The sequence below is a fragment of the Paenibacillus sp. An7 genome, from assembly GCF_009870785.1.
Classification (GTDB): domain Bacteria; phylum Bacillota; class Bacilli; order Paenibacillales; family Paenibacillaceae; genus Paenibacillus.
This window is the reverse complement of record NZ_WTWX01000001.1, coordinates 348,199-368,826: the sequence shown is the minus strand read 5'-3', so window position 1 is coordinate 368,826 and position 20,628 is coordinate 348,199. Positions and strand designations below refer to the sequence as shown.

The 20,628-nt window shown below is 40.9% G+C and carries 25 protein-coding genes; 18 read left to right on the top strand and 7 right to left on the bottom strand.

Annotated elements, in window-relative coordinates; genetic code table 11:
• The first annotated feature begins 48 nt into the window (after positions 1-48).
• From GQY27_RS01605 to GQY27_RS01585, 5 genes are all read left to right on the top strand, one after another.
• Positions 49-1,080, top strand: coding sequence for an NADH:flavin oxidoreductase/NADH oxidase (locus GQY27_RS01605; RefSeq protein WP_160031761.1), 1,032 nt, complete (start codon positions 49-51; stop codon positions 1,078-1,080).
• Between the two features lie 110 nt (positions 1,081-1,190).
• A complete protein-coding gene (locus GQY27_RS01600; RefSeq protein WP_160031760.1) occupies positions 1,191-1,631 on the top strand; it encodes a MarR family winged helix-turn-helix transcriptional regulator in 441 nt (146 codons plus the stop codon).
• A gap of 190 nt (positions 1,632-1,821) precedes the next feature.
• A complete protein-coding gene (locus tag GQY27_RS01595; RefSeq protein ID WP_160031759.1) occupies positions 1,822-2,130 on the top strand; it encodes a PadR family transcriptional regulator in 309 nt (102 codons plus the stop codon).
• A complete protein-coding gene (locus GQY27_RS01590; protein WP_160031758.1) occupies positions 2,111-3,310 on the top strand; it encodes a DUF2812 domain-containing protein in 1,200 nt (399 codons plus the stop codon). The genes GQY27_RS01595 and GQY27_RS01590 overlap by 20 nt, the downstream gene beginning before the upstream one ends.
• Before the next feature lie 81 nt (positions 3,311-3,391).
• Entirely contained in the window at positions 3,392-3,814 is a 423-nt protein-coding gene (locus GQY27_RS01585; RefSeq protein ID WP_160031757.1) for a hypothetical protein, read from the top strand.
• Between the two features lie 96 nt (positions 3,815-3,910).
• Here the strand turns inward: GQY27_RS01585 and GQY27_RS01580 are convergent, their stop codons facing one another.
• From GQY27_RS01580 to GQY27_RS01570, 3 genes are all read right to left on the bottom strand, one after another.
• Positions 3,911-4,312, bottom strand: coding sequence for a secondary thiamine-phosphate synthase enzyme YjbQ (locus tag GQY27_RS01580; protein ID WP_160031756.1), 402 nt, complete (start codon positions 4,310-4,312; stop codon positions 3,911-3,913).
• Positions 4,313-4,425: 113 nt separating this feature from the next.
• Complete coding sequence (locus tag GQY27_RS01575; RefSeq protein ID WP_160031755.1) at positions 4,426-4,749, bottom strand: branched-chain amino acid transport AzlD family protein; 324 nt, start codon at positions 4,747-4,749, stop codon at positions 4,426-4,428.
• Positions 4,746-5,471, bottom strand: coding sequence for an AzlC family ABC transporter permease (locus GQY27_RS01570; protein WP_160031754.1), 726 nt, complete (start codon positions 5,469-5,471; stop codon positions 4,746-4,748). The genes GQY27_RS01575 and GQY27_RS01570 overlap by 4 nt, the downstream gene beginning before the upstream one ends.
• A gap of 316 nt (positions 5,472-5,787) precedes the next feature.
• Here GQY27_RS01570 and GQY27_RS01565 point away from each other — a divergent pair, with 316 nt between their 5' ends.
• The 4 genes from GQY27_RS01565 to GQY27_RS01550 are packed head-to-tail and all read left to right on the top strand — an operon-like array spanning position 5,788 to position 8,033.
• Positions 5,788-6,432, top strand: coding sequence for a hypothetical protein (locus tag GQY27_RS01565; RefSeq protein WP_160031753.1), 645 nt, complete (start codon positions 5,788-5,790; stop codon positions 6,430-6,432).
• 27 nt (positions 6,433-6,459) lie between these two features.
• Positions 6,460-6,993, top strand: coding sequence for a MauE/DoxX family redox-associated membrane protein (locus GQY27_RS01560; RefSeq protein ID WP_160031752.1), 534 nt, complete (start codon positions 6,460-6,462; stop codon positions 6,991-6,993).
• Positions 6,994-7,007: 14 nt separating this feature from the next.
• Positions 7,008-7,547 carry a TlpA family protein disulfide reductase gene (locus GQY27_RS01555; RefSeq protein ID WP_160031751.1) on the top strand — a complete coding sequence of 180 codons (540 nt, stop codon included), beginning with the start codon at positions 7,008-7,010 and terminating at the stop codon, positions 7,545-7,547.
• Positions 7,548-7,565: 18 nt separating this feature from the next.
• A complete protein-coding gene (locus GQY27_RS01550; RefSeq protein WP_160031750.1) occupies positions 7,566-8,033 on the top strand; it encodes a hypothetical protein in 468 nt (155 codons plus the stop codon).
• 106 nt (positions 8,034-8,139) lie between these two features.
• Here the strand turns inward: GQY27_RS01550 and GQY27_RS01545 are convergent, their stop codons facing one another.
• A complete protein-coding gene (locus GQY27_RS01545; protein ID WP_160031749.1) occupies positions 8,140-9,024 on the bottom strand; it encodes a LysR family transcriptional regulator in 885 nt (294 codons plus the stop codon).
• 128 nt (positions 9,025-9,152) lie between these two features.
• Here GQY27_RS01545 and zwf point away from each other — a divergent pair, with 128 nt between their 5' ends.
• The 5 genes from zwf (at position 9,153) to ybaK (ending at position 13,586) form a co-directional block, all read left to right on the top strand.
• Positions 9,153-10,688, top strand: a complete 1,536-nt coding sequence (gene zwf / locus GQY27_RS01540; RefSeq protein ID WP_160031748.1) for a glucose-6-phosphate dehydrogenase — start codon at positions 9,153-9,155, stop codon at positions 10,686-10,688.
• Between the two features lie 74 nt (positions 10,689-10,762).
• Entirely contained in the window at positions 10,763-11,431 is a 669-nt protein-coding gene (gene fsa, locus GQY27_RS01535; RefSeq protein ID WP_160031747.1) for a fructose-6-phosphate aldolase, read from the top strand.
• Positions 11,432-11,638: 207 nt separating this feature from the next.
• The gene (locus GQY27_RS01530; RefSeq protein ID WP_160031746.1) at positions 11,639-12,355 is read left to right on the top strand and encodes a 3-ketoacyl-ACP reductase; all 717 of its coding nucleotides are present in this window, start codon (positions 11,639-11,641) and stop codon (positions 12,353-12,355) included.
• A 107-nt stretch (positions 12,356-12,462) separates the two neighbouring features.
• The gene (locus GQY27_RS01525; RefSeq protein WP_236570432.1) at positions 12,463-12,831 is read left to right on the top strand and encodes a hypothetical protein; all 369 of its coding nucleotides are present in this window, start codon (positions 12,463-12,465) and stop codon (positions 12,829-12,831) included.
• A gap of 275 nt (positions 12,832-13,106) precedes the next feature.
• Positions 13,107-13,586 (top strand): Cys-tRNA(Pro) deacylase, encoded by a 480-nt coding sequence (gene ybaK, locus GQY27_RS01520; RefSeq protein ID WP_160031745.1) that lies wholly within the window; start codon positions 13,107-13,109, stop codon positions 13,584-13,586.
• Positions 13,587-13,715: 129 nt separating this feature from the next.
• Here ybaK and GQY27_RS01515 read toward each other — a convergent pair whose 3' ends face one another.
• Positions 13,716-14,573, bottom strand: a complete 858-nt coding sequence (locus GQY27_RS01515) for an SDR family oxidoreductase (protein ID WP_160031744.1) — start codon at positions 14,571-14,573, stop codon at positions 13,716-13,718.
• 187 nt (positions 14,574-14,760) lie between these two features.
• On the opposite strand from GQY27_RS01515, the gene GQY27_RS01510 reads away from it, so the two are divergent.
• From GQY27_RS01510 to GQY27_RS01500, 3 genes are all read left to right on the top strand, one after another.
• On the top strand, positions 14,761-15,042 hold the full coding sequence (locus GQY27_RS01510) for a hypothetical protein (protein WP_160031743.1): 282 nt from the start codon (positions 14,761-14,763) through the stop codon (positions 15,040-15,042).
• Between the two features lie 142 nt (positions 15,043-15,184).
• On the top strand, positions 15,185-15,484 hold the full coding sequence (locus GQY27_RS01505) for a hypothetical protein (RefSeq protein WP_160031742.1): 300 nt from the start codon (positions 15,185-15,187) through the stop codon (positions 15,482-15,484).
• Positions 15,485-15,571: 87 nt separating this feature from the next.
• A complete protein-coding gene (locus tag GQY27_RS01500; protein ID WP_160031741.1) occupies positions 15,572-17,122 on the top strand; it encodes a BCCT family transporter in 1,551 nt (516 codons plus the stop codon).
• 70 nt (positions 17,123-17,192) lie between these two features.
• Here GQY27_RS01500 and GQY27_RS01495 read toward each other — a convergent pair whose 3' ends face one another.
• On the bottom strand, positions 17,193-17,366 hold the full coding sequence (locus GQY27_RS01495; RefSeq protein WP_160031740.1) for a hypothetical protein: 174 nt from the start codon (positions 17,364-17,366) through the stop codon (positions 17,193-17,195).
• A 31-nt stretch (positions 17,367-17,397) separates the two neighbouring features.
• The gene (locus tag GQY27_RS01490) at positions 17,398-17,769 is read right to left on the bottom strand and encodes a DUF948 domain-containing protein (protein WP_160031739.1); all 372 of its coding nucleotides are present in this window, start codon (positions 17,767-17,769) and stop codon (positions 17,398-17,400) included.
• Positions 17,770-17,904: 135 nt separating this feature from the next.
• Between GQY27_RS01490 and GQY27_RS01485 the strand changes: the two genes are divergently transcribed.
• On the top strand, positions 17,905-20,565 hold the full coding sequence (locus GQY27_RS01485; protein ID WP_160031738.1) for a WG repeat-containing protein: 2,661 nt from the start codon (positions 17,905-17,907) through the stop codon (positions 20,563-20,565).
• The last annotated feature ends 63 nt before the right edge of the window (positions 20,566-20,628 follow it).

Genomic DNA, 20,628 nt, shown 5'->3' with positions numbered 1-20,628 from the left:
TGGAACGCAATGCTTCATACCTGAAATGTAAAAAAGGAGAGAGTATATATGTTAGATTTATTTAGTTCGTATCAGATCAAAGGATTAGATCTTAAAAACCGGGTGGTTATGCCCCCGATGTGTCAATATTCAGTTACCAAAAAAGATGGAGTAGCAAACGATTGGCATCATACTCACTATGTTAGCCGTGCAATTGGAGGTACGGGTCTGATTATCGTTGAGATGACAGATGTGGAGCCGGATGGACGAATAAGTGATTATGACCTTGGACTATGGTCCGACGAACAGATTGCGCCACTCGCTAAAATTGTAGAAGATGTTCATCACTATGGTTCAAAAATCGGCATTCAAATTGCTCATGCAGGACGTAAAGCGGAGGATGCAAATCCACCTGTCGCTCCTTCACCTATCGCTTTTGATGAGGGCTGGAAGACACCAAGAGAACTAACAACAGAAGAAGTCAAAGCAATGGTAGAGAAATTCCGTCTTGCGGCACGCCGTGCTGTGCAGGCTGGATTTGACACAATTGAACTTCATGGAGCGCATGGGTACCTTATTCATCAGTTCCAATCACCGATTACGAATAAAAGAACGGATGAATACGGACAGGATCGTAATCAATTTGCGGTTGAAGTCATTCGTGCAGTGAAAAGTGAAATGCCGGAGAGTATGCCGCTGATCATGCGTATTTCAGGAACCGAATTTGTTGAAGGCGGCTATCGTATTGAAGATAGTATCGAGTTCAGCAAAGCTTATAAAGAAGCTGGAGTAGATATGATCCATGTAAGTGCGGGGGGAGAAGGCCAGATTACAGCAGCAGGACGTCCGGGCACGCATGTTGCATATCAGGTTCCTTTAGCAAGAGCGATCAAACAAAATGTGGATATCCCTGTCATTGCTGTAGGTAGACTAGATGATGCTGCACTTGCGAATGCGGTTATTGGTAACGAAGATGCAGATCTTGTTGCTGTTGGCCGGGCTATGCTTAAGAACCCCTACTGGACTTTAAATGCGGCAGAGCAGTTAAGAAAAGAAATAGAACTTCCTGAGCAGTACAAAATGGGATTCCGATTGAAATAAGCAGAGAATGTATTGTAACTCGTGTTCATTCTTAATGTTTGTTATACTACAGTTATTGATTGTTTTGTCGTTACATGGGTACATTTATTATCCTGAAGGGAAATTACAATATGGAATCAAATCTTATGAATGACTTGATCTCGAACTGGCAGTCGCTAACTCAAATGATAACGAATATCGAGAATACACTTGAACAACAGTTACAAGAAAAGCACGATTTATCGCTGAATGAATATTATATGCTTTTGTTCCTATCGGAAGCACCCATGAAGAAGTTGCGATTGCAGCAGCTTGAATCCATGGTGGGACTCAGCCAGTCGGCTATGTCGCGACTCGTAGCACGCTTCGAGAACAAAGGATGCGGGGCGCTTGCACGGCATGCTTGTATAGAAGATCGGAGAAGTGTATATACGGCGCTGACAGAGATTGGTCAAGAAAAAGTGAATAAGGCTACACTTACGTTTCAAAAAGCACTTGCCGACGCATTGCCAGATAAGGAGATGGAAGAGCTTATCGTTAAGCTTCTTCAGTCCAAGCGTAAATTCAAGTGAATAGGTTACTACCGAAAAGGCTGTTGATTGATTACAATCAGCAGCCTTTTTTGTAAATAATATCCATAAGTGTGTCACGCTGTGATACAATCACGGTATGACATATTCATTTTATTTTTAGCTGCATGGGTATTAGTAAAAGGAGGAAAGCAGTCTGGCTATCGAAAAAATACTAAAAAAGTATCTGCCTATGTCAGAGACGGCATTTTATATTCTGCTCTCCTTAGCAGAGCCAAGACATGGATATGGAATTGTAAAACATGTAGAAGACATATCGAGTTCAAGAATTCGCTTAGGTTCGGGCACGGTATATGGAACGTTAACCAAAATGCAGAAAGATGGCATTATAACGGTGTTTGCCGATGAGGAAAGAAAGACGGTTTATGAAGTGACTGATTTAGGCAGGACGCTAATCACAGCTGAGATCAGCAGACTTGAAGAGTTACATGATAACGCGCTGAGATACAGGAGGTTTTTTAGTGAAAATAAAAGTATATAAACCTTTTTGGAGTTATGATGTGCAGAAAACAGAGGAATGGCTTTCATCGATGTCGGAGAAAGGTCATGAATTAGTAGAAATCAATCGGTTCACTCGATATTTTATATTTCGGCAAGGGGAACAGAGAAAAAGGTTATACAAGATAGGGTTCGATAAAATGAAACAGAAGTCATTGTCCAGTTTCTTAACACGTAATGGATGGGCCATGATTTTGCAGAGTGGAAACTGGTATGTAGCGGCTAATGATAAACCTTCAACTGAGATTGAAAGCTATCCTGTACGTGAAAACATAATCAAACATAATAGAAAAATCATGTTTCTGTTTGGGAGTATCTTTATTTATTTAACAGTAATAGTTTTGTTCTACTTGCTAATAGGGTTGGTTTTATCCTCCAACGTTCAGTTTGGTTTTGCGGAAAGCCCTCTTTGGATGATCACCTTCCTCTTCGCAGGAATAGGAATCATACTATGGGCACTTTCGTTTTACTCTATTACCAAGATAAAGGGGGCAAATAAGAGGTTGCTTGGTGAAAGCAATCGTTCACTAGAGAATAATTATTCACAAGAGAGCAGACAAGAGGAAGAAAGACCGAGTAGGGATGAAATAAAGCGGCTAAGATGCTCAGGGCAAATCGTAGTAAAGCGAAGGTATACTTGGACTTATGCGCCGGATAAACTTGAAAAATGGCTGGAGACATTGGAGGAAGATGGGCTCCATTTATATTATGTGGGGAAAACAGGAAGTACTTTTTATTTTAAAAAGGGGACTCCCCGTAAAGTAAGTTATTGTGCAGATTATCAAAACTATGTTAATGAAGATTACTATACCTTTCACAAAGAGGCGGGTTGGAAGCTGATTTATTATACTTCTCTCCATCTTCAGCAATGGACCTTATGGAGTCATGAATATGCAAGGGATGAGAAGCCGCCGCAACTCTACAGTGATAAATTTCATCAATTAAAACATGCTAAACGGGTCGCACTTACCTACTCTTTCATATTTATACCAGTTGTAACCTTATATTCAATGAGAATAGGATCATATAATTTATGGGGAAACATTCAAAATTTTGATTCATCACAAATTTTTCAGTCACTGCTCAGTGTTTTGATTGTTTTAATTCTAGGCTCTTTCACTATTAGAACTTGGTTGTATTATAGACGCATTCGATCAACCTAGATAATTAGTTAAACCGCTTATTCCAAATTGCGGGGCCAAGCATATGATAATCTATCTCAAGAAATAGGAGGTAGAGAACGTATGAGCCAATTTATAGATTCAAGAACATCCCAGAATGCTTCAACATCAAACTCGATATCCATCCCTATTCTTCTGCTTAATACCCCGCAATTGTTTGGCCAAATTGGACTGTTAACAGCTGGTGTAGGAGCCAATCCACGTGTGGTATTCAGTGGGACGATTTCTGTACAGGTTCCGCTTGCTTTAGCAGGTATTACGATAAGAATTGTGAGAGGGACAGCACCGACAGACCCCATCGTATATTCTGCAACTTCCACATTTGACCTCAGCTTATTAGCTCCACAGATTATTAACTTTACTGCAACAGATTTTAATCCACCCATCACTCCGCAGTTGACCTATTCTGCTTATGTCATCTCGAATCTACTCGGTACGATACGTGTAGGACCGGAGACATTTAATGGACAACTTTATTCGGATTAATGTTTGTTATCAGGTCAGGTTAGAATCGTATTGATTCTTTTCGAGAAAAAGAGAAAGGCAGTGAGGTCACCTCACTGCCTTTCGTATGTAACAACGTTAACCTTCCATGATCTTAATATAACAATCCCGGTTACGCGGTCCATCAAATTCACAAAAATAGATCCCTTGCCATCTTCCAAGCAGTAGTTCCCCATTCTGTATAATAACCGTCTGAGATGTTCCTGTCGTTATTGCCTTCAGATGGGAGGCTGTATTGCCTTCCGCGTGCCGATATTTTGGATGATTCCAAGGATAAACTTCATCCAGTCTCATAAGTACATCATGCTTCACATCGGGATCAGCATTTTCATTAATGGTAATCCCAGCAGTTGTATGCGAGGTGTAGATGACGGCTAAGCCATCTGCAATCCCACTTTTACGTACATAAGACTGCACTTCCCGAGTAATATCTCTCATTTCATCTCTTTTGGATGTATTTAGTTCAATTTTGTGCAACATGTCTTACCTCCTGAACGAAATATTATTTATACATTACACATCGTTAACGTAAATATAACGGTTTCTTTAATAATGAAGCAAAAAGTTGTGAAATTGATTCTATAGATTATGTATTACATTATGAAACGAAGTAAAGCCATGCAGGCAACACCAATAATGACGGTGAGAGAGAGACTTTTTGTCCATATAGCAGTAATGACGGATGGAATGAGGACAATTACTACATGCCAGTTAAAACGAAGCAGGCTGCCCGTATCTTGCAGCATACTTTCGGTAACAAGCGCTGTCAGAATGCATACCGGGATATAAGAAAGCCATTTTAGGACGACCTCAGGCATCTGAACACTACGCACAAAGATAAAAGGAATGATGCGTGGAAGCAAGGTAACGATCATACATCCCACAATCAGCCAAATCATATTCATACTTATCGTCATCGATCTGTCACCACCCCAATGGTTGCCACAACAATGGTTGAAATGAGTACGGCGATATGAGAAGGAAGCAGGAAAGAGAGAATAATCATTGAAATGATCATATATAGAACCAGGGACAAGCGGTGCGTCAGTTTGTTTTTTGGAGTGGATTGTAACTGTAATACTAATAAAGCCGCAAACATAGCGACAAGAGCAAAATCAAGCCCGAGCGCTTCAGGATTAGATATCCACTGACCTGAAAGGGCTCCTAGCGTACAAGCAGCGATCCAGCATAGGTACGCGGTAATATTTAAACCGTTCATCCACCGATTATTAAGTTCACCCTGTCCGGCAATCCGGCTTGCAGCCACACCAAATGTTTCATCCGTTAATAATGCTCCAAAACCAATGTTTTGTGGAAGCGAGTAACGGGTCAAATAAGGTGCAACGGTTAGACTCAGTAGAAAGTGCCTTAAATTAACGATAAAAGTAGTCAATATGATCGCTGAAGCGGGCGTACTTGTCACAAGGAGCGCGCAGATAATGAACTGTGCTGATCCCGCATAGACAAGGATAGATAATAAGGCGACTTCAAGAATGCTTAGATCAGAGGAGATGCCTACGATTCCAAAAGCGAATCCGATGCTCATATATCCCAGCAAAGTGGGGACACAGTCTTTTACACCCTGTACAAACGAATCCTCGTCAGCTGTTCGGGCTTGCTTAAGCAGAGGTAAACTCATGAAGATTTCTTCCTTTCAAGTAATAAAGTGCTTTTTTATATCAGACTACTATAGTAAAGGGTTCAGCTGATTGTCAATCAATGGGAAAGAAAAGATAGCTCTTTTTGTTTTGAGAATGGAACAGGAGGAATTGACCAAGAATGCCGAATATACCGTAGATCACATTTTTAAAAACAATTCCAAAACAAAGCATACGAAGAGACCTTTTGTTTCTTCTTTGCTTTGTTTTTTTCTGATTTAAGGCTAATTTCATTCTACAACTCATACGATGAGTAAGGGAAGTAATTAACCATATGAAATAAGGGGAGATGCAAAGTTGTTGACCTTCTTATTATTTGTTTTTGCTGTGGCGGCAGCAATATCAAGTGTGGATACGACATGTGGACTCAATGTGCTGGGAAGCCTTGAGAGTACAAAGGTGAGCAAAATGAAGTATGCAGTAGTCTATATTTTTTTCTGTACACTTGGCGGTTTGTTAACCGGATTAATAATTGGCGGAGCAAACTTTTTACTGAAAGGAGCTCAACTGGACTTGTATTATAAGCCTGTTATTATCCTTATTTTCCTTCTTTTTATTGGACTTGAACTGTGGAACAAAGCAGGGCTGTTACCTTCCGGTAACTTTATCGTACCGTCTGTCTGGATTAAAGATGCAGGATACCGCACAGCAGCGCTATGGGGAAATATTCTGGGTATGGGCTTTATTACTTTGCAGGCAGGCGTATTATTCCATTGCTATGTGCTCATCTCTTTATTTTCTGCACCCTGGTGGCTAAGTGTAACGGCGGGTTTTTGTTTTGGATTGGTTCGAGGGATGGTGTTCAGTCTTCCTTTTATCAGGTCTTTCGTCTATCAGATGCTTAAGAAAAGGGTGTTCAGACACACAGCGCTTACAGCCATGCGGCTATTCGCTTCTTACATACTTCTTATAGGTTCCATTATTCTTATCTTCATGAACTAGTCCAAGATCGAAGGAGACCTGATGATCATGTATGATCTTACAGCTATTTTACTAACACTTCCCATGCTCTTTTCTATAGTCAGCTATATATGGAGTAAGATCTTCCGTGATCCGCATCATTTCCCAGGTAATTCCCAGATCCATCTATTATTAATCGTAATGCAGTTTATCTCGGTTACGATCCTTTTTACAATATCAACCGCTATGGGATTACTTAGTTTGTCTATTCTTTATCTTATTCAAGGGATCGGCGTTCTCTATTATTTACAGCGTAATGGAAGGATCGATTGCGGGTGTTTTGGTTCACAGATTGCATCTAAACTAAGCTACCGACTTGCCGCTGGTAATGGGATTCTAGCTGTCATCTCTCTCCTTATATTCATAAGCCGCTGGTTGCAGACGAAGGAACTACCATTATCTTTATCACTGGAAGGTCTCATGATGGAAGTTCTATGTATGATAGTTGCACTCGTTTGTGTGGTTGGAGTGCCGGATGCAATCTATGCGATTCGCGCTTACCGCGCTATAGCCGCTATCTATGTTGAAAAAATAACGAAGTAGAAGGTGTTTTTCTCATGTCTACGTTCTTTTGGGTGTCCTATGCGATTTTATGGCTGCTCGTTGTTCCGTTAGTGATTCTCAATCTGATCTTGTTCAGACAACTCGGCATCATGATTATGGGGACCGCGCGAGGAGTAAATCAGTCCGGTATTCCTGTTGGCGAGAGGCTTCCGGCAGCCACAACCCCTCATCTAGATGGCAGGCTGTGGTCAACAGAGGAACTGAAGGGAAGCCCCGCTCTGATGTTATTTGGCTCACCAACGTGTAGGGAATGTGCCGAAATTCTGCCTGATTTTCAGCTGATCGCAAAAGAGTATGAGGTGCAGCCGGTTCTTATGTTATTCTCATCAGCAGAACTGGCCGAGGATTATGCTCATCAAATGGAGTATGAGAATGAAGTCGTTCTAGTAAGTTCCGAATTTGCTCATCAGCTGGATGTTCAAGTGACTCCTTATGCTTATGCAATCGATTCGCAGGGCGTCATCAGACATAAAGGACTCGTCAACAGCCGGGAACAACTAGAAAGTTATATTAAATCAGCAAAGGTTTCCTAGTTGTAAGGGGGAATTCTGATGTGGCGTAAACCTGTTAATAAAGACGAACAAACCCAAGACTCGATCAGCCGCATTACTCGAAAATGGACGCGTAAGACCTGGTTGAACCGAATTTCTGAACAGATTGCTCTCATGCTCGCCAAGATTCTAATTAACCCAAGAGAAGATGTGGCTAGAATCTCTTTTTTACAAGGAGCTTGTTCTCCGCCACATGGACAATTTTGCACGGGATGCGGAGCGGACGGCTCTTGCCCTTCCACGTATGTTACTTGCACAACGAACAATGCATTAAATGGGTGCAGAGGTTTATGTCCTCATCCATCCGGCTGGTGGTATACGAGTGATCCGGTAGGGGTAAGAGCGAAATGTATGGATTGTGTGAGTCAGTACGTTCAGCCTAATAGCGGGAATAGATGGTGTTATAAAGGTGCTGAAATTACAGGCCAATATGTCATTTGCGGTTGTAAGTCTACGAACTTATATTGATTTAGGTGAATCAATTTCAATATCATAAAAAAGAGCATTCGTACCTGACAGCTCAGGTGATGAATGCTTTTTACTTTTCCTAAAAATGCTCAATTATTTAATAGGATTAATTTACGAGTTCTATAAATTTGCTGGCTGCCGTGGACAGCGGCATATTACGCATAGTCATAAGACCCACTTGAGAGGGAGGCATTTGGATATCGAGTTGAATTTCAAATAGAGAGCCTTCTTCAAGTTCTTTCGAAATGAACTCTTTCGTTACATAAGAGATGCCAAGACCTTTTCGTGCAAGTTCAATTAACAAATCTACACTGCCTACCTCGATTTCAGGTTTGATTTGATGTCCGTAGGTCTGAAAAAGCTCTGTAATTGCCATTCGTGCCCGGCTGTTGCGTGAAAATAAAATGATTGGATACTCAAGCAGGTGTTCGAGTGTTAGTACCCGATCCTTAAGTTCAGCATAACGAGCTCCCGCCACAAAGCAGTCCTGCAGGTGAACTCCACCAATGACCTCAATTTGTGGATCAACAATCGGCATCCGAACGACACCTAGATCAATCTTACCTTCCTTTAAGAAAGCAATGGTTTCAGGAGTCGTCCCGTGATTAAGGTGAAGCTTAATACCCGGATATTTCTGGTGGTAGCTCTCTAGATAAGGAAGCATGTAATGTTTGAACAAGGAATCGCTTCCGCCGATTCGCAGCTCACCGCTATCTAGTTTTTTAAGTGCCGTCATTTTTTCTTCAGCCAGTGAAATCAGAATATGAGACTGTTCTATATAGGAATATAATGTTGCTCCTTCTTGGGTTAAAGAGACCCCTTTGGAAGTTCGGTAAAACAAGGTGACACCCAGGCTTTCTTCCAGTTGTTTGATCGCGTGACTGACACTTGGCTGAGTAATAAACAGCACTTTAGCTGCGTTAGAGAGGCTTCCTGTTTTTGCTGCCCAATAAAATACTTTGTATAGTTCGTGATTGATCATAGACGTCATCTATAGCTCCTGTGAAATATATTAATTACCTGTATAGGTGTGATTTGTATTATAGTGGATTAAAGATTGAAATACCAGATTTAACTAAAAGGTCTAACTAACAGGCATCAACGGAGAGGAGAGAAATCATGGAGGCTATTACATTTGTATTGTTTGGAGCCACAGGGGATTTAGCAAAAAGGAAAATTTACCCTGCTTTATATAATTTATTTATTGATCAAAAATTACCCAAATCGTTCTCTGTATTCGGTCTTGGGAGAAGAGAACTTTCCGATCCTGATTTTCAGGCCAATGTTGAGAAATCTTTACGGATGTTCTCCCGGCGCAAAGTGATAGATCAAGAAAATCTTCAAAAATTTATAGAAGTTTTCCGCTATCGTGTTCTTGATGTTGGTCATAAAGAAGATTACAAAACATTACTGCAAGAAATTGAACAACAGGAACAAAAATTGGAGACGAAGTCGAACCGGATGTTCTATTTGTCTGTAGGACCTCAATTTTTTGGAACCATTGCTGCTAATATTCAGGAAAGCGGACTTGGAAAAACAAGTGGATGGAAGCGCTTGGTGATCGAGAAACCGTTTGGACATGACTTGCAGTCTGCACGAGAGTTAAATGAAAGTTTGTCCATTGCTTTTAGGGAAGAAGAAATTTTCCGTATTGATCACTATCTTGGCAAACCAATGGTTCAGAAACTGGAAGTTCTGCAAAACAACAACCCAGTCTTTAAAGCCTTGTGGGACAATCGCTATATAGCGAATATTCAAATCACGTCCAATGAAACCGTAGGTGTGGAAGAGAGAGCTGGCTATTATGATCAAGCGGGAGCAGTTAGGGATATGTTCCAGAATCATATGTTGCAATTGCTCATGATGCTGACGACTCACTCTCCGAATAATACAACAAATGATGATGTTCGGGAGAAAAAGAAAATCGTCATGAATTCTTTGGAACAGCTGCATAAAGAAGATGTCAAATCCTCTGTGATCCGTGGACAGTATGGGGCAGGAGTGATTGATGGGAATCCAGTTGTAGGATATACTTCGGAACCGAATATCCCAGAAGACTCCAGTAATGATACTTTTATCGCGGCGAAACTGAAAATTGATGACTATTTCTGGCGCGGGGTTCCTTTCTATATCCGTACCGGTAAACGAATGAAAGAGAAATCGACACGTATTGTGATCGAATTCAAAGAGCCATTGAAGAAGTCCGGCGGAACACAAGACGAGAACAAAAAGCCGAACTTGCTTGTTTTTGAAATCAGTCCAGACGAAAGAATTTCGCTGCATCTGAATACAAGAGATCCTCTGAATAAAGAGAAGATCAAACCGATGTATATCGATTTCCACGAGAGCCAAGCGAACTTACCGGAAGCTTATGAGAATCTAATCGGCGATGCGCTGAACGGGGACTCTACATTCTTTGCACATTGGGAAGAAGTGGAGTTGTCATGGCAGTGGGTCGAGCCAATTTTAGAAGCTTACAATGAAAATCTTGTACCTCTTCATATATATGCTGCGGGAACTAACGGACCTTCTGCTTCGGATGAATTGCTTGCGCAGGATGGATATCACTGGTGGTTCGATCAAGAAGAGGAAAAGAGAACCGAAACCATAGAAGAAGATCTTAGTCTTGTAACAAAAAGCCCTGTGCTTCAATAGAAGGAACGTATACAACACGTTTACGATAAATTTGAAGCCTACTAAATCATACCCAATAAACGGAGGTAATATCGATGAAATTCTTTATTGACACAGCTAATCTGGAAGACATCAAAAAGGCTTACAAAATTGGAGTGTTGTCTGGAGTTACGACAAATCCCTCTTTGGTTGCTAAAGAAGGTGTGAAATTTGAAGATCGTATCGAGGAAATCTTACGTGAAGTACCGGAAGTTGAATCCGTATCGGCTGAAGTAACACCTGATGCAGAAACAGCGGAAGAAATGATTGCACAAGCGAATGAACTAATCAAGATCAATAATAATGATAAAAATATTACGATTAAACTGCCAATGACACTTGCTGGTTTAGAAGCATGCCGTTATCTGACTAAAAAAGGTGTAAAAACCAATGTAACCTTGATTTTCACAGTCAATCAGGCACTTTTAGCAGCACGTGCGGGTGCAACCTATGTATCCCCATTCTTGGGTCGCTTGGATGATATCTCAGAAGATGGCGTATTGCTTGTAGCCAAAATTGCTGAATTGTTCAAAACTCATAATTTGGATGCACAAATTATTGCCGCATCCGTTCGCCATCCAGACCACGTAACACGCGTTGCAATGGCAGGTGCACATATAGCTACTATTCCTTTCTCTGTTATTGAACAATTGTCTAAACATCCGTTAACGGATCAAGGAATCGAGAAATTTGCAGCAGATTGGAAAAAAACAGTTCAAGTATAATCGAATCTAGGTTTAGATATTTGATGGCAGCTCTCAAGCGGGGGCTGCTGTTTTTTATATACCGTTTTATATACCGAATAGTGATTCTTGGCTTATCTAAACATCTGACTGCATAATTAATGGCATACCTGTCATGTAAAGTTTGGAAAATATGAGATTATAAAAGTATAATATGAGTGTAAAAGTTTATTAAAAGGAGTGAAGAAAATGCAAAACCTTACAGGGAAAGTCGCCCTAATTACGGGTGCAGGACGAGGCATTGGACGAGCAACCGCGATTGAATTTGCAAAAGAAGGCATTCACGTAGGTCTCATTGCACGAAATAAAAACCATTTGGAAAAAGTGGCAGAGGAACTAGAGCCCTACGGTGTCAAAGTGTCAATTGCAACCGCAGATGTATCCGATCTAGAATCCATTACAAAAGCTGTAGAGCATGTCAGTCAAGAACTCGGACCTATTGATATCCTGATTAATAATGCGGGTATCTCGAAGTTCGGTAATTTTATGGAACTTGATCCGAAGGATTGGGAACAGATTATTCAAGTGAACTTGATGGGTGTTTACTATACAACCAGAGCAGTTCTACCGCAAATGATCGAGCGTAAATCAGGCGATATTATTAATATTTCTTCTACAGCAGGCCAAAAAGGAGCACCTGTAACAAGTGCATACAGTGCTTCGAAAGCAGGAGTTCTAGCATTAACTGAATCTTTGATGCTGGAAGTTAGAAAACACAATATTCGTGTAACTGCGCTTACACCAAGCACCGTAGCCACAGATATGGCAGTAGATCTGAACCTGACTGATGGCAATCCAGATAAAGTAATGCAGCCTGAAGACTTGGCTGAATATATGGTATCTCAGTTGAAACTGAATTCTAGAATCTTTATTAAATCGGCTGGTATGTGGTCCACAAATCCTTAGAACAAAAAAATGATGGATCGAATGTAACCTCTTTCTATAGGCAAACACCCTTTCTGAGCCTACTGCATACATTGTGAGCAGGATGATTCATAAAGGAGGAATAGAAAGTGGCATATCGCGGACATCAATTAATGTATCAATGTGAGCATCAGCTCGCAGACCACTTGAAAAAACATAAAGAGCATGCAAAACATACTTGCAAGCAATTGGTTAATCACAAGGTAAAAGTACTTACCATAGATGGAGAATCAATTGAGGGTATCGTAGTAAATGTCGATGATCATTATGTATTTTTGCAAGTGGAAGATCAGCGTGGATTTTATCCAGGCGGATATGGACCGGGTGGGGGAGGTCATGGCCACGGCCATGGTCACGGCCCAGGACCTGGGTGGGGTCCTCCCGGGCACGGACCCAATCCCAATGTGATCCTTCCCTTAGCTTTATTTAACTTGCTAACAATCAGTTTATTATGGTAGTTGATAAGGAGAGCCGCAGACTGCGGCTCTTTTTATATTATTTACTTGAATCAATTTCATAATACCTTTAGTTGCTTTAATCAGGGGTATATATAGATCAAAATGGTTCTATTTGTCTATATATAGTTACAAATTCATCGTTTTAATGAGTTATGAAATTGATTCACTTCCAGGAGTTTTCACAGGCCTGCTTAGAGAACTGTACTTTTCATACATACAAGCGATGATTAGAATAGAATTAACGTCATTACCAATCAAGAAAGGCAGGATATAAAATGAAGCAAGAAAAGACAAATGCGATGCGAATGTTGGATAAACAGAAGATTTCCTATGACATGCTGACTTATTCCGTGGACGATGGAGACATTGATGGTCTATCTGTGGCGCGCAAAGTAGGAAGGTCTCCAGAACACGTCTATAAAACCTTAGTGGCGCAAGGAAGTAATACGAAAGGGTATTTTGTATTTGTCATTCCTGTGCAGTGTGAATTAGATCTGAAAAAAGCAGCGAAAGGGGCAAAAGAAAAGAAAATTGAACTTATTGCTGTCAAAGATCTGCTAGAAGTGACAGGTTATATTCGCGGGGGATGTTCTCCGATTGGAATGAAGAAGCGTTATCCTGTGTTTATTGATGAGCAAGCCAAAGATCTTGAAAAAATGATAATTAGTGCAGGAAAAGTAGGATTCCAGCTGGAAATCGCGACAAACCAGCTCGTAGAAGTAACCGATGCGACATTAGCTCCATTATGTAAGTAAGCTCGAACTTGCTTGGAACGATTCGTGTAGGTTCCGAATCATTTAATGGACAACTTTACACAGATGAAAGCATGTTTTTTTCAGTCATAAAGAGATGCCTATCTCGTTATCAGAGAAGGCATCTTTTTCTTATCCTTTTCGAGTTGATTTAGAGAGTGCATTCCATTCCTCTTCGGTGAGTTCTATTAGCCCGTTAAATTGTCCCGCGCCCTGAAGCCACTCCCCGCCGTCAATAGTGACGACTTCCCCGTTAATATAACCTGCGTAATCAGAAATAAGAAAAGCAGCAAGCGCACCGAGTTCTTCTTTGTTTCCGGCACGTTTTAAAGGTACTCTGTCGATTAATTTTTGTTCGAGACCCGGAGTCGGAGTTAATCTGGAACCAGCTCCCTCGGTTGGAAATGGACCCGGCGCAATAGCAACTTGGCGAATACCGTAAGGAGCCCATTCGACTGCAAGTGAACGTGTAAGCGCAAGTACCCCCGCTTTGGCTGCAGCAGAAGGAACAACATACCCCGACCCGCTGCCGCTAGATGCATAAGTAGTTACGATATTCAGCATGGTTCCGGTTTCTTTACGCTCAATCCATCTTTTCCCGACCTCCAGTGTCATGTAAAAGGTACCATGTAACACAATATTTAAAACGGCATCTACGGCCCGCGGAGATAACTTCTCCGTAGGACTAATAAAGTTTCCGGCAGCATTATTAACAAGGATATCAATCTGACCGAAATGAGCAGTAACCGCTTCCACAAAAGACGCTACTTGTACTGCATCTCGTACATCACAGCTTTGGTAGAATACTTCAACTCCTTTAGCTGCAAATTTATAAGCTGATTGTTCGAGCACTTCGGATCTCCTTCCGCACCAAGCGAGTTTTGCGCCTAGGTCAGCAAACATTTCGCTCATGGCAAGTCCGAGACCGGTTCCACCGCCGGTAACAATGATGACTTTGTCTTTTAATAGATCAGGTGAGAAAGGATGCATAATAAGTCACTCCTTTGAGGATTAATCTAACCTTGTAACATGGGGTAAGGTATAAGGGCTGCAATCTATCTACAGACTATCATGTAAAGCCGGTTCCGGCAGCATATAGAGGTTCATATGATGAAGGATAGGGTACCGTACTAAGAGAATAGTTACGATAAAATATTCAGGGAAAGGAACATGGAGAATGAGCAACCCAATAGCGATACAGCCTTATTATAAAATGGAGCGGAAAATCCATTCCTTGAACATGGAGATCATCGAACATCAGCGGCTTCTAAAGTTATATCCGGATAAAATTGTATCTGCCTATCGGGAGTTTCCAATCGAAAAAGTATTTGATTTATCCTACCGCTCCATGGGCAATGGTCATGGGATGTTATATATACATACGCAGCAAGGTGTGTATCCTTACACACTAAGAGAGAACCCCAGGTCTTTTATCTTAGCAGTAAAACAATTCATCTAGAAAAGGACGTAGGGTACTGTCAGGTCATCTATAATTTTAAGTATCTATTAAGATTGTATTCAAATAATATAGTGTTCAAACTTTTTTAGTTTTTTCGTGTTTCTATAGTATTAGTAAATTTTATTGAAAAGGCGGCGATTCCATGTCAGATATCATACGTTCAGAGGCCGACCATACAAAAGAAGGACCCTCGGCTGATGAGTTATTAGAAAAAAGTAAACAGGAATATATGGGAATGTGGACGCATATCTCTGAGCTGAGTCCAGCAGACAGCAAAAAGATTGTAAATGGAATCCAACAACAAGTTTTTCTGACAAGCGAAAAAAGTGAATTTATACAATATATGAAGTCCCCGACCCCCTATATTGCCATGGCGATCGGTGTTGTAGTGCCTATTTTATGTATCCTTCTTTTCTTATGGTATTCTTTACTATTGGAATAATACGTTTATTTCCTGATTAAGATTTATCATTTTGGTGTAAATAACTATTCTATATAGATTTTTTACTAAAATGGTAGAGGTGAGTCTGTGGTTGGCAAATTATTTAAGAATAAGGTGTTTTCCATTTCTGCAATAATTGTTGCGATTATTGCTTTAGCTGGGGCTATCATGCCTGACGCTTTCGGAAATACCGCAAATTATTTATTTAACTTTTCTAAAGAAAATTTTGGTTGGTTTTATTTGTTGTCACTGGTCGTGATCATCGTATTTCTGATGTGGCTAGCGGCCAGTAAGTATGGTGCGATTCGTCTTGGAGGAGAAAAAGAGAAACCTGATTACTCGTTTTTTACGTGGTTAGGTATGTTATTCTCCGCTGGATTTGGCGTAGGACTCGTATTCTGGGGAGTAGCTGAGCCGATGAGCCACTTTTTTAACACGCCGTTTGCGGGTGTGGAAGCAGGAACAACGGAAGCGGCGCGTGTCGCAATGGGATATTCCTTCTTTCATTGGGGAATAAGTCAATGGGCTGTATTTGCGTTAGTCGGTCTTGTTATTGCTTTTCTTCAATTTCGAAAAAAAAGGGATGGCCTTGTATCCACCGCATTAGAACCTGTGACAGGAAAGAATACAACCGTTAAAAATGCAATTGATGTTTTAGCTGTCATTGCAACCGTGATGGGGGTAGCCACTTCCATCGGGCTTGGTGTTCTTCAAATGAGTGGAGGGCTGGAACAGGTTTCCGGCATAGGAAACAACACCATGATTCAACTGTTGATGTTATTCATTATTTTCGTATGTTATATGATCTCTACGATGACAGGGCTCGATAAAGGGATCCGTATCTTGAGTAATTTTAATCTTATTATTGCGATAGCATTTTTGTTATTTGTTTTTACAATGGGTCCAACTGTCTTTATTCTCGAGTCATTTACATTAGCGATCGGGGATTACATAACGAATTTTGTTCAGTATAGTTTGCGGCTTCAACCTTATTCCGAAGGAACTTGGGTAGGAGAATGGACTATTTTTTACTGGGCATGGGCAATTGCTTGGTCACCTTACGTTGGCGCTTTTATAGCAAGGGTATCGAAAGGAAGAACAATCAGGGAATTTATCGTGGGTGTTACGATTATTCCGACGTTGATTTCATGTTTATGGATTGCCGCATTCGGCGGTACGGCGTTATGGTTTGATCTTCATGAAAATACAGGAATCGCTGCAGCTGTAAATGAAGATGTCTCAGTGGCTTTGTTCCAAATGTTTGATCAACTGCCGTTTGCCGGAATTATGTCAGTATTAGCGATTCTGCTCATTCTTACATTCTTAGTGACTTCAGCGGACTCTGCAACCTATATTCTTGCAAGTATGACCAGCGGTGGCAGTCTGAATCCGTCAAGTATTGGTAAACTTGTGTGGGGTACTCTAATGGCTGCCATTGCCGGAGTGCTGTTATACTCAGGCGGGCTTGAAGCTCTGCAGACCGCTTCCTTAATCGCTGCTTTACCATTTACGGTATTATTGTTACTGCTTATTGCAGCAATGACAAAACTGATCAGAAAAGAACCGCTTCCGGTCAAGAAAGCTGATCTCAGACGTTATCAGAAGATAAAAGAAGAGGCTAATAAAACACGGATGTAAGTGCAAATTAATATAAATAAGAGGAACCTCGATTTCATATTCGGGGTTCCTCTTATTTATATTAACGTGTTTATAATCGATATCCGATCGATTGCAAGAACCAATTAAGCGACACGATGGCTACGGCAATATGCAGTAAAATAGTAAGCAAGGATTTTCGGGAAAGCTGAATGTCTTGCACAATCATTACAACCGACCAAATGAAAATAACAAGATAAGCGAGTTGAACCAGGATGGTTGGCATGATTCACCCCATTTCTTCACCGTTTAAAATTCTACTTGAATTTAATTTTTACTGGCTTCTTCGTATCTTGTTCTGCTGCCGGGTGAATGACATCACCAATCGCCTCTGAAGCTTGCTTCACCGTCTTCGTCACGCTGTGAATGGCTTCCCCTACATCCCCGGCAGAGTTAAAGATGGGCTCAACGGAACGGATTTTACCCTTTACATCAGAGGTGATGACGTTCGCCTTTTGTATGAGTTTGGTTGATTCCTGTGTCAGCCCATGAATTGCATTTCTGACTTCGGATAATGTTCTGTTCGTTTCACTAAGTGTGCTCATCCCTTTCATCAGAACTCGGACTAGATAATAGACTAAAACAATAAAAGCAATAGCACTTGCAGCAACACTGATCGATATAATCATCTTCAAGCCCTCCTTCACGTAAATATATGTCGTCCACATTAGGTTATTCCAAATTTAAAGGAAAGAACGGTATATTTATCTTTTTTCAACAATACGATGAGGATGGATACTGTTGTAAAAAGGAGGCCTCCATTTATGTCTACTCATCATGAAGCCCAGCTAACTCAGCTTGTTTTGTCCCATCTGCCTAGTACTGCTACGGTTATAAACATAGAAGGACCATTGCCTCGTCAGGCCATTTATATAGGGGATCTAACAGGAGATGAAATTCCTGAGATTTCTGTCGTTTACAAGGCAAATGAAGAGTTATATCTGATGGTGCTTATTTTTACTGATCAGGAATGGAAGGTCGCTGCGAGAATAAAAGGACACGGGTATGGTCTTACGCTGATGATAAGTGAGCCCATCTTATATCATGATAGGAAGAGTTTACTAATTGGCTGGCAGATCGGAGCCGTTCACTCTAAACTGTCGATCTATAAATGGGAAGATGGAGAATTCATCGATGCAGCGCCAGAAGATTTATATTATAGTTCCATTGAAATCATAAACATCCCTGGAATATCCGGTGGAAATCAGACGAGTGATATTGCCCTTTGGATACATGATACAGGGGAGGCTTATCGTGTTGAGGTAATCGGCTTCAGAGAAGGAAAGTTCGTACCCGCATGGGATGTCTATCCTTATTATTTGGTGAATGTAGTTCAGTATTACGAGCGAAAAACGGAAGAACATCCGAATTATCCATTGTACTGGTATTACCTCGCGGATGCCCAGTACCGTGCGGGAATGCTGCCTGCTGCGCTGCAATCGATTCATAAGAATCTGTTGTTCCAAAATCCATATCCTACTCGTAAAGAGATTCAGCAGCTGCAATCAAAGATTGAAAATATTTATAAACATATGGGCGGGCAAACTACGGAAGAACAGATTATAGAAGAACAAATAATGGATAAACAAGTGATGGAAGAACAAATGATGAAAAAACGAATTGTGGAAAAACAAATCGTGGAAGAACAGAAACAGTTCATAGAACAAACGGCGACATCTGCTATAACTAAACGAGGAACATCCCTATTTCACATGGCGGAGAAAACAACTGAAGGTACGAAGTGGGGATATATAAATGCAGAGGGTGAAACGGTAATTCCTCTACAATACAGTGAAGCAAGGGATTTTCAGAAAAATGGACTTGCTGTGGTGGCTCAAAAAAGGAAATATGGGTTGACAAAGCACTCAGGCGAGTATCTAGTAGAACCTGTGTATACATCGATCGCCCCTTTCGTAGAGCAACGTGCGATTGTAACTGTGGATGAATATTATTTTGCTATGCTGAACGAAGAGGGAGAGATGGTTACAGAGCAAACCTATCCTTTTATCTCTAATCTGGCTGGGAATCGGTCTGTATATTCTATGGAGACCACAAATAGCAATACAGGAAGTAGTGTTATACAGTATGGATACCTTGATTCCGAGGGGAAAGTAGTCATTCCAGCACAATATGAAGAAGCAAGCGACTACGATCAGCAGAAAGCGGTTGTGAAAATCAAGGATTATGAGTATGCGTTAATTAACGAAATGGGAGAGAGACTGGCTACATACCCCTATTATTATGTAGGAAACTATAGTGATGGATTCCTTGTATTTAAAGAGACAGCAAGTGGAACATATGGATATATGGATGAGAGAGGAACTGCGATGATTCCACCTTCTTTTACAGGGGCGACCGCATTTCATCAGGGGCAGGCTATCGTAAACACGTCAGATGTTTATAAGCCAGGCTATGGAGTGATCGATAAACAAGGGGTGTATATCATTCCTGCGGAATATCAGGATATTCGTGATCTAGGAGAAGATCGCTGGGCTGTTGGAAGAACCCTAGATGCAAAACATCCGCTTAGTTTACCGCTTTACGCCATAGCCGATCGAACAGGTACACTGCTGACTGATTTTTTATTCTCTGATGTATCCGAGTTTATAGATGGTCTTGCTTCAGTGAATGATCAGGAACAGACCTATTTTATAGATGTTAGTGGAACTCCGGTTCCAGGGTATCCACGGATAGAAGGCAGCGGTACATTAACTGTTAAAGAAGACGATGTGATCCAGGCGCTCATTGATCAAAGACTTTTCTACGTGAACCGTACGGGAAATGTTATCTGGGAGCCGAATAAAGTGATTTCACTGAATGGAACATACCGAGTTAAGGAAGCGAAATATAAGCCAAACCCAAATTACCTTGTTTATTATCCTGTAATAGAAGGTATGCCTGATGCAATTAGCGAACAAAGAGTGAATATCCGAATGAAGCAGCTGGCTGAAGTAAAGAAGGTTCCTCTAATTGAGGAGAAAGAAGAGACTTTCACAGGGGATTATGATGTTATTTATTATAAAAAAGATCTTGTTGTCATTGAACTAAACGGTTACCACTATACCATAGGAGCGGCCCATGGCTTACCAACAAAAATACACGCGCTGATTCATCTAGTCACGGGCCGTATATTTATGTTGAGAGATTTGTTTAAAGCAGGTGCAGATTACGTAAAAGTACTGAGTAAACGGATTCGAAAGATCATTACAGACGATCCAGCATATTCCTATGTATTTTCCGAGAGTTACCAAGGGATCAAACCCAATCAGCCGTTTTATGTATCTGACAATGCTCTTCATCTATATTTCGCTCCTTATGAAATTGGACCCTATGCTGCCGGTTTTCCTACATTTACGATTCCTTTTGATGAGATCAAGGAACTGATCTATAAAGAGGGCGAGTTTTGGAAATCGTTCCAGATTTGATAAAATAAGACGTTAGTTAAAAGCTTTCCTGACTAGCAGGAGAGCTTTCTTTTTACTTCATTT

What these genes read in the sequence shown, in the direction of transcription:
- GQY27_RS01605 (WP_160031761.1), top strand. Translation starts at nt 49, where the DNA reads ATGTTAGATTTATTTAGTTCGTATCAGATCAAAGGATTAGATCTTAAA.
- GQY27_RS01600 (WP_160031760.1), top strand. Translation starts at nt 1,191, where the DNA reads ATGGAATCAAATCTTATGAATGACTTGATCTCGAACTGGCAGTCGCTA.
- GQY27_RS01595 (WP_160031759.1), top strand. Translation starts at nt 1,822, where the DNA reads ATGTCAGAGACGGCATTTTATATTCTGCTCTCCTTAGCAGAGCCAAGA.
- GQY27_RS01585 (WP_160031757.1), top strand. Translation starts at nt 3,392, where the DNA reads ATGAGCCAATTTATAGATTCAAGAACATCCCAGAATGCTTCAACATCA.
- GQY27_RS01580 (WP_160031756.1), bottom strand. Translation starts at nt 4,312, where the DNA reads ATGTTGCACAAAATTGAACTAAATACATCCAAAAGAGATGAAATGAGA.
- GQY27_RS01575 (WP_160031755.1), bottom strand. Translation starts at nt 4,749, where the DNA reads ATGACGATAAGTATGAATATGATTTGGCTGATTGTGGGATGTATGATC.
- GQY27_RS01570 (WP_160031754.1), bottom strand. Translation starts at nt 5,471, where the DNA reads ATGAGTTTACCTCTGCTTAAGCAAGCCCGAACAGCTGACGAGGATTCG.
- GQY27_RS01560 (WP_160031752.1), top strand. Translation starts at nt 6,460, where the DNA reads ATGTATGATCTTACAGCTATTTTACTAACACTTCCCATGCTCTTTTCT.
- GQY27_RS01555 (WP_160031751.1), top strand. Translation starts at nt 7,008, where the DNA reads ATGTCTACGTTCTTTTGGGTGTCCTATGCGATTTTATGGCTGCTCGTT.
- GQY27_RS01550 (WP_160031750.1), top strand. Translation starts at nt 7,566, where the DNA reads ATGTGGCGTAAACCTGTTAATAAAGACGAACAAACCCAAGACTCGATC.
- GQY27_RS01545 (WP_160031749.1), bottom strand. Translation starts at nt 9,024, where the DNA reads ATGACGTCTATGATCAATCACGAACTATACAAAGTATTTTATTGGGCA.
- zwf (WP_160031748.1), top strand. Translation starts at nt 9,153, where the DNA reads ATGGAGGCTATTACATTTGTATTGTTTGGAGCCACAGGGGATTTAGCA.
- fsa (WP_160031747.1), top strand. Translation starts at nt 10,763, where the DNA reads ATGAAATTCTTTATTGACACAGCTAATCTGGAAGACATCAAAAAGGCT.
- GQY27_RS01530 (WP_160031746.1), top strand. Translation starts at nt 11,639, where the DNA reads ATGCAAAACCTTACAGGGAAAGTCGCCCTAATTACGGGTGCAGGACGA.
- ybaK (WP_160031745.1), top strand. Translation starts at nt 13,107, where the DNA reads ATGAAGCAAGAAAAGACAAATGCGATGCGAATGTTGGATAAACAGAAG.
- GQY27_RS01515 (WP_160031744.1), bottom strand. Translation starts at nt 14,573, where the DNA reads ATGCATCCTTTCTCACCTGATCTATTAAAAGACAAAGTCATCATTGTT.
- GQY27_RS01510 (WP_160031743.1), top strand. Translation starts at nt 14,761, where the DNA reads ATGAGCAACCCAATAGCGATACAGCCTTATTATAAAATGGAGCGGAAA.
- GQY27_RS01505 (WP_160031742.1), top strand. Translation starts at nt 15,185, where the DNA reads ATGTCAGATATCATACGTTCAGAGGCCGACCATACAAAAGAAGGACCC.
- GQY27_RS01495 (WP_160031740.1), bottom strand. Translation starts at nt 17,366, where the DNA reads ATGCCAACCATCCTGGTTCAACTCGCTTATCTTGTTATTTTCATTTGG.
- GQY27_RS01490 (WP_160031739.1), bottom strand. Translation starts at nt 17,769, where the DNA reads ATGATTATATCGATCAGTGTTGCTGCAAGTGCTATTGCTTTTATTGTT.
- GQY27_RS01485 (WP_160031738.1), top strand. Translation starts at nt 17,905, where the DNA reads ATGTCTACTCATCATGAAGCCCAGCTAACTCAGCTTGTTTTGTCCCAT.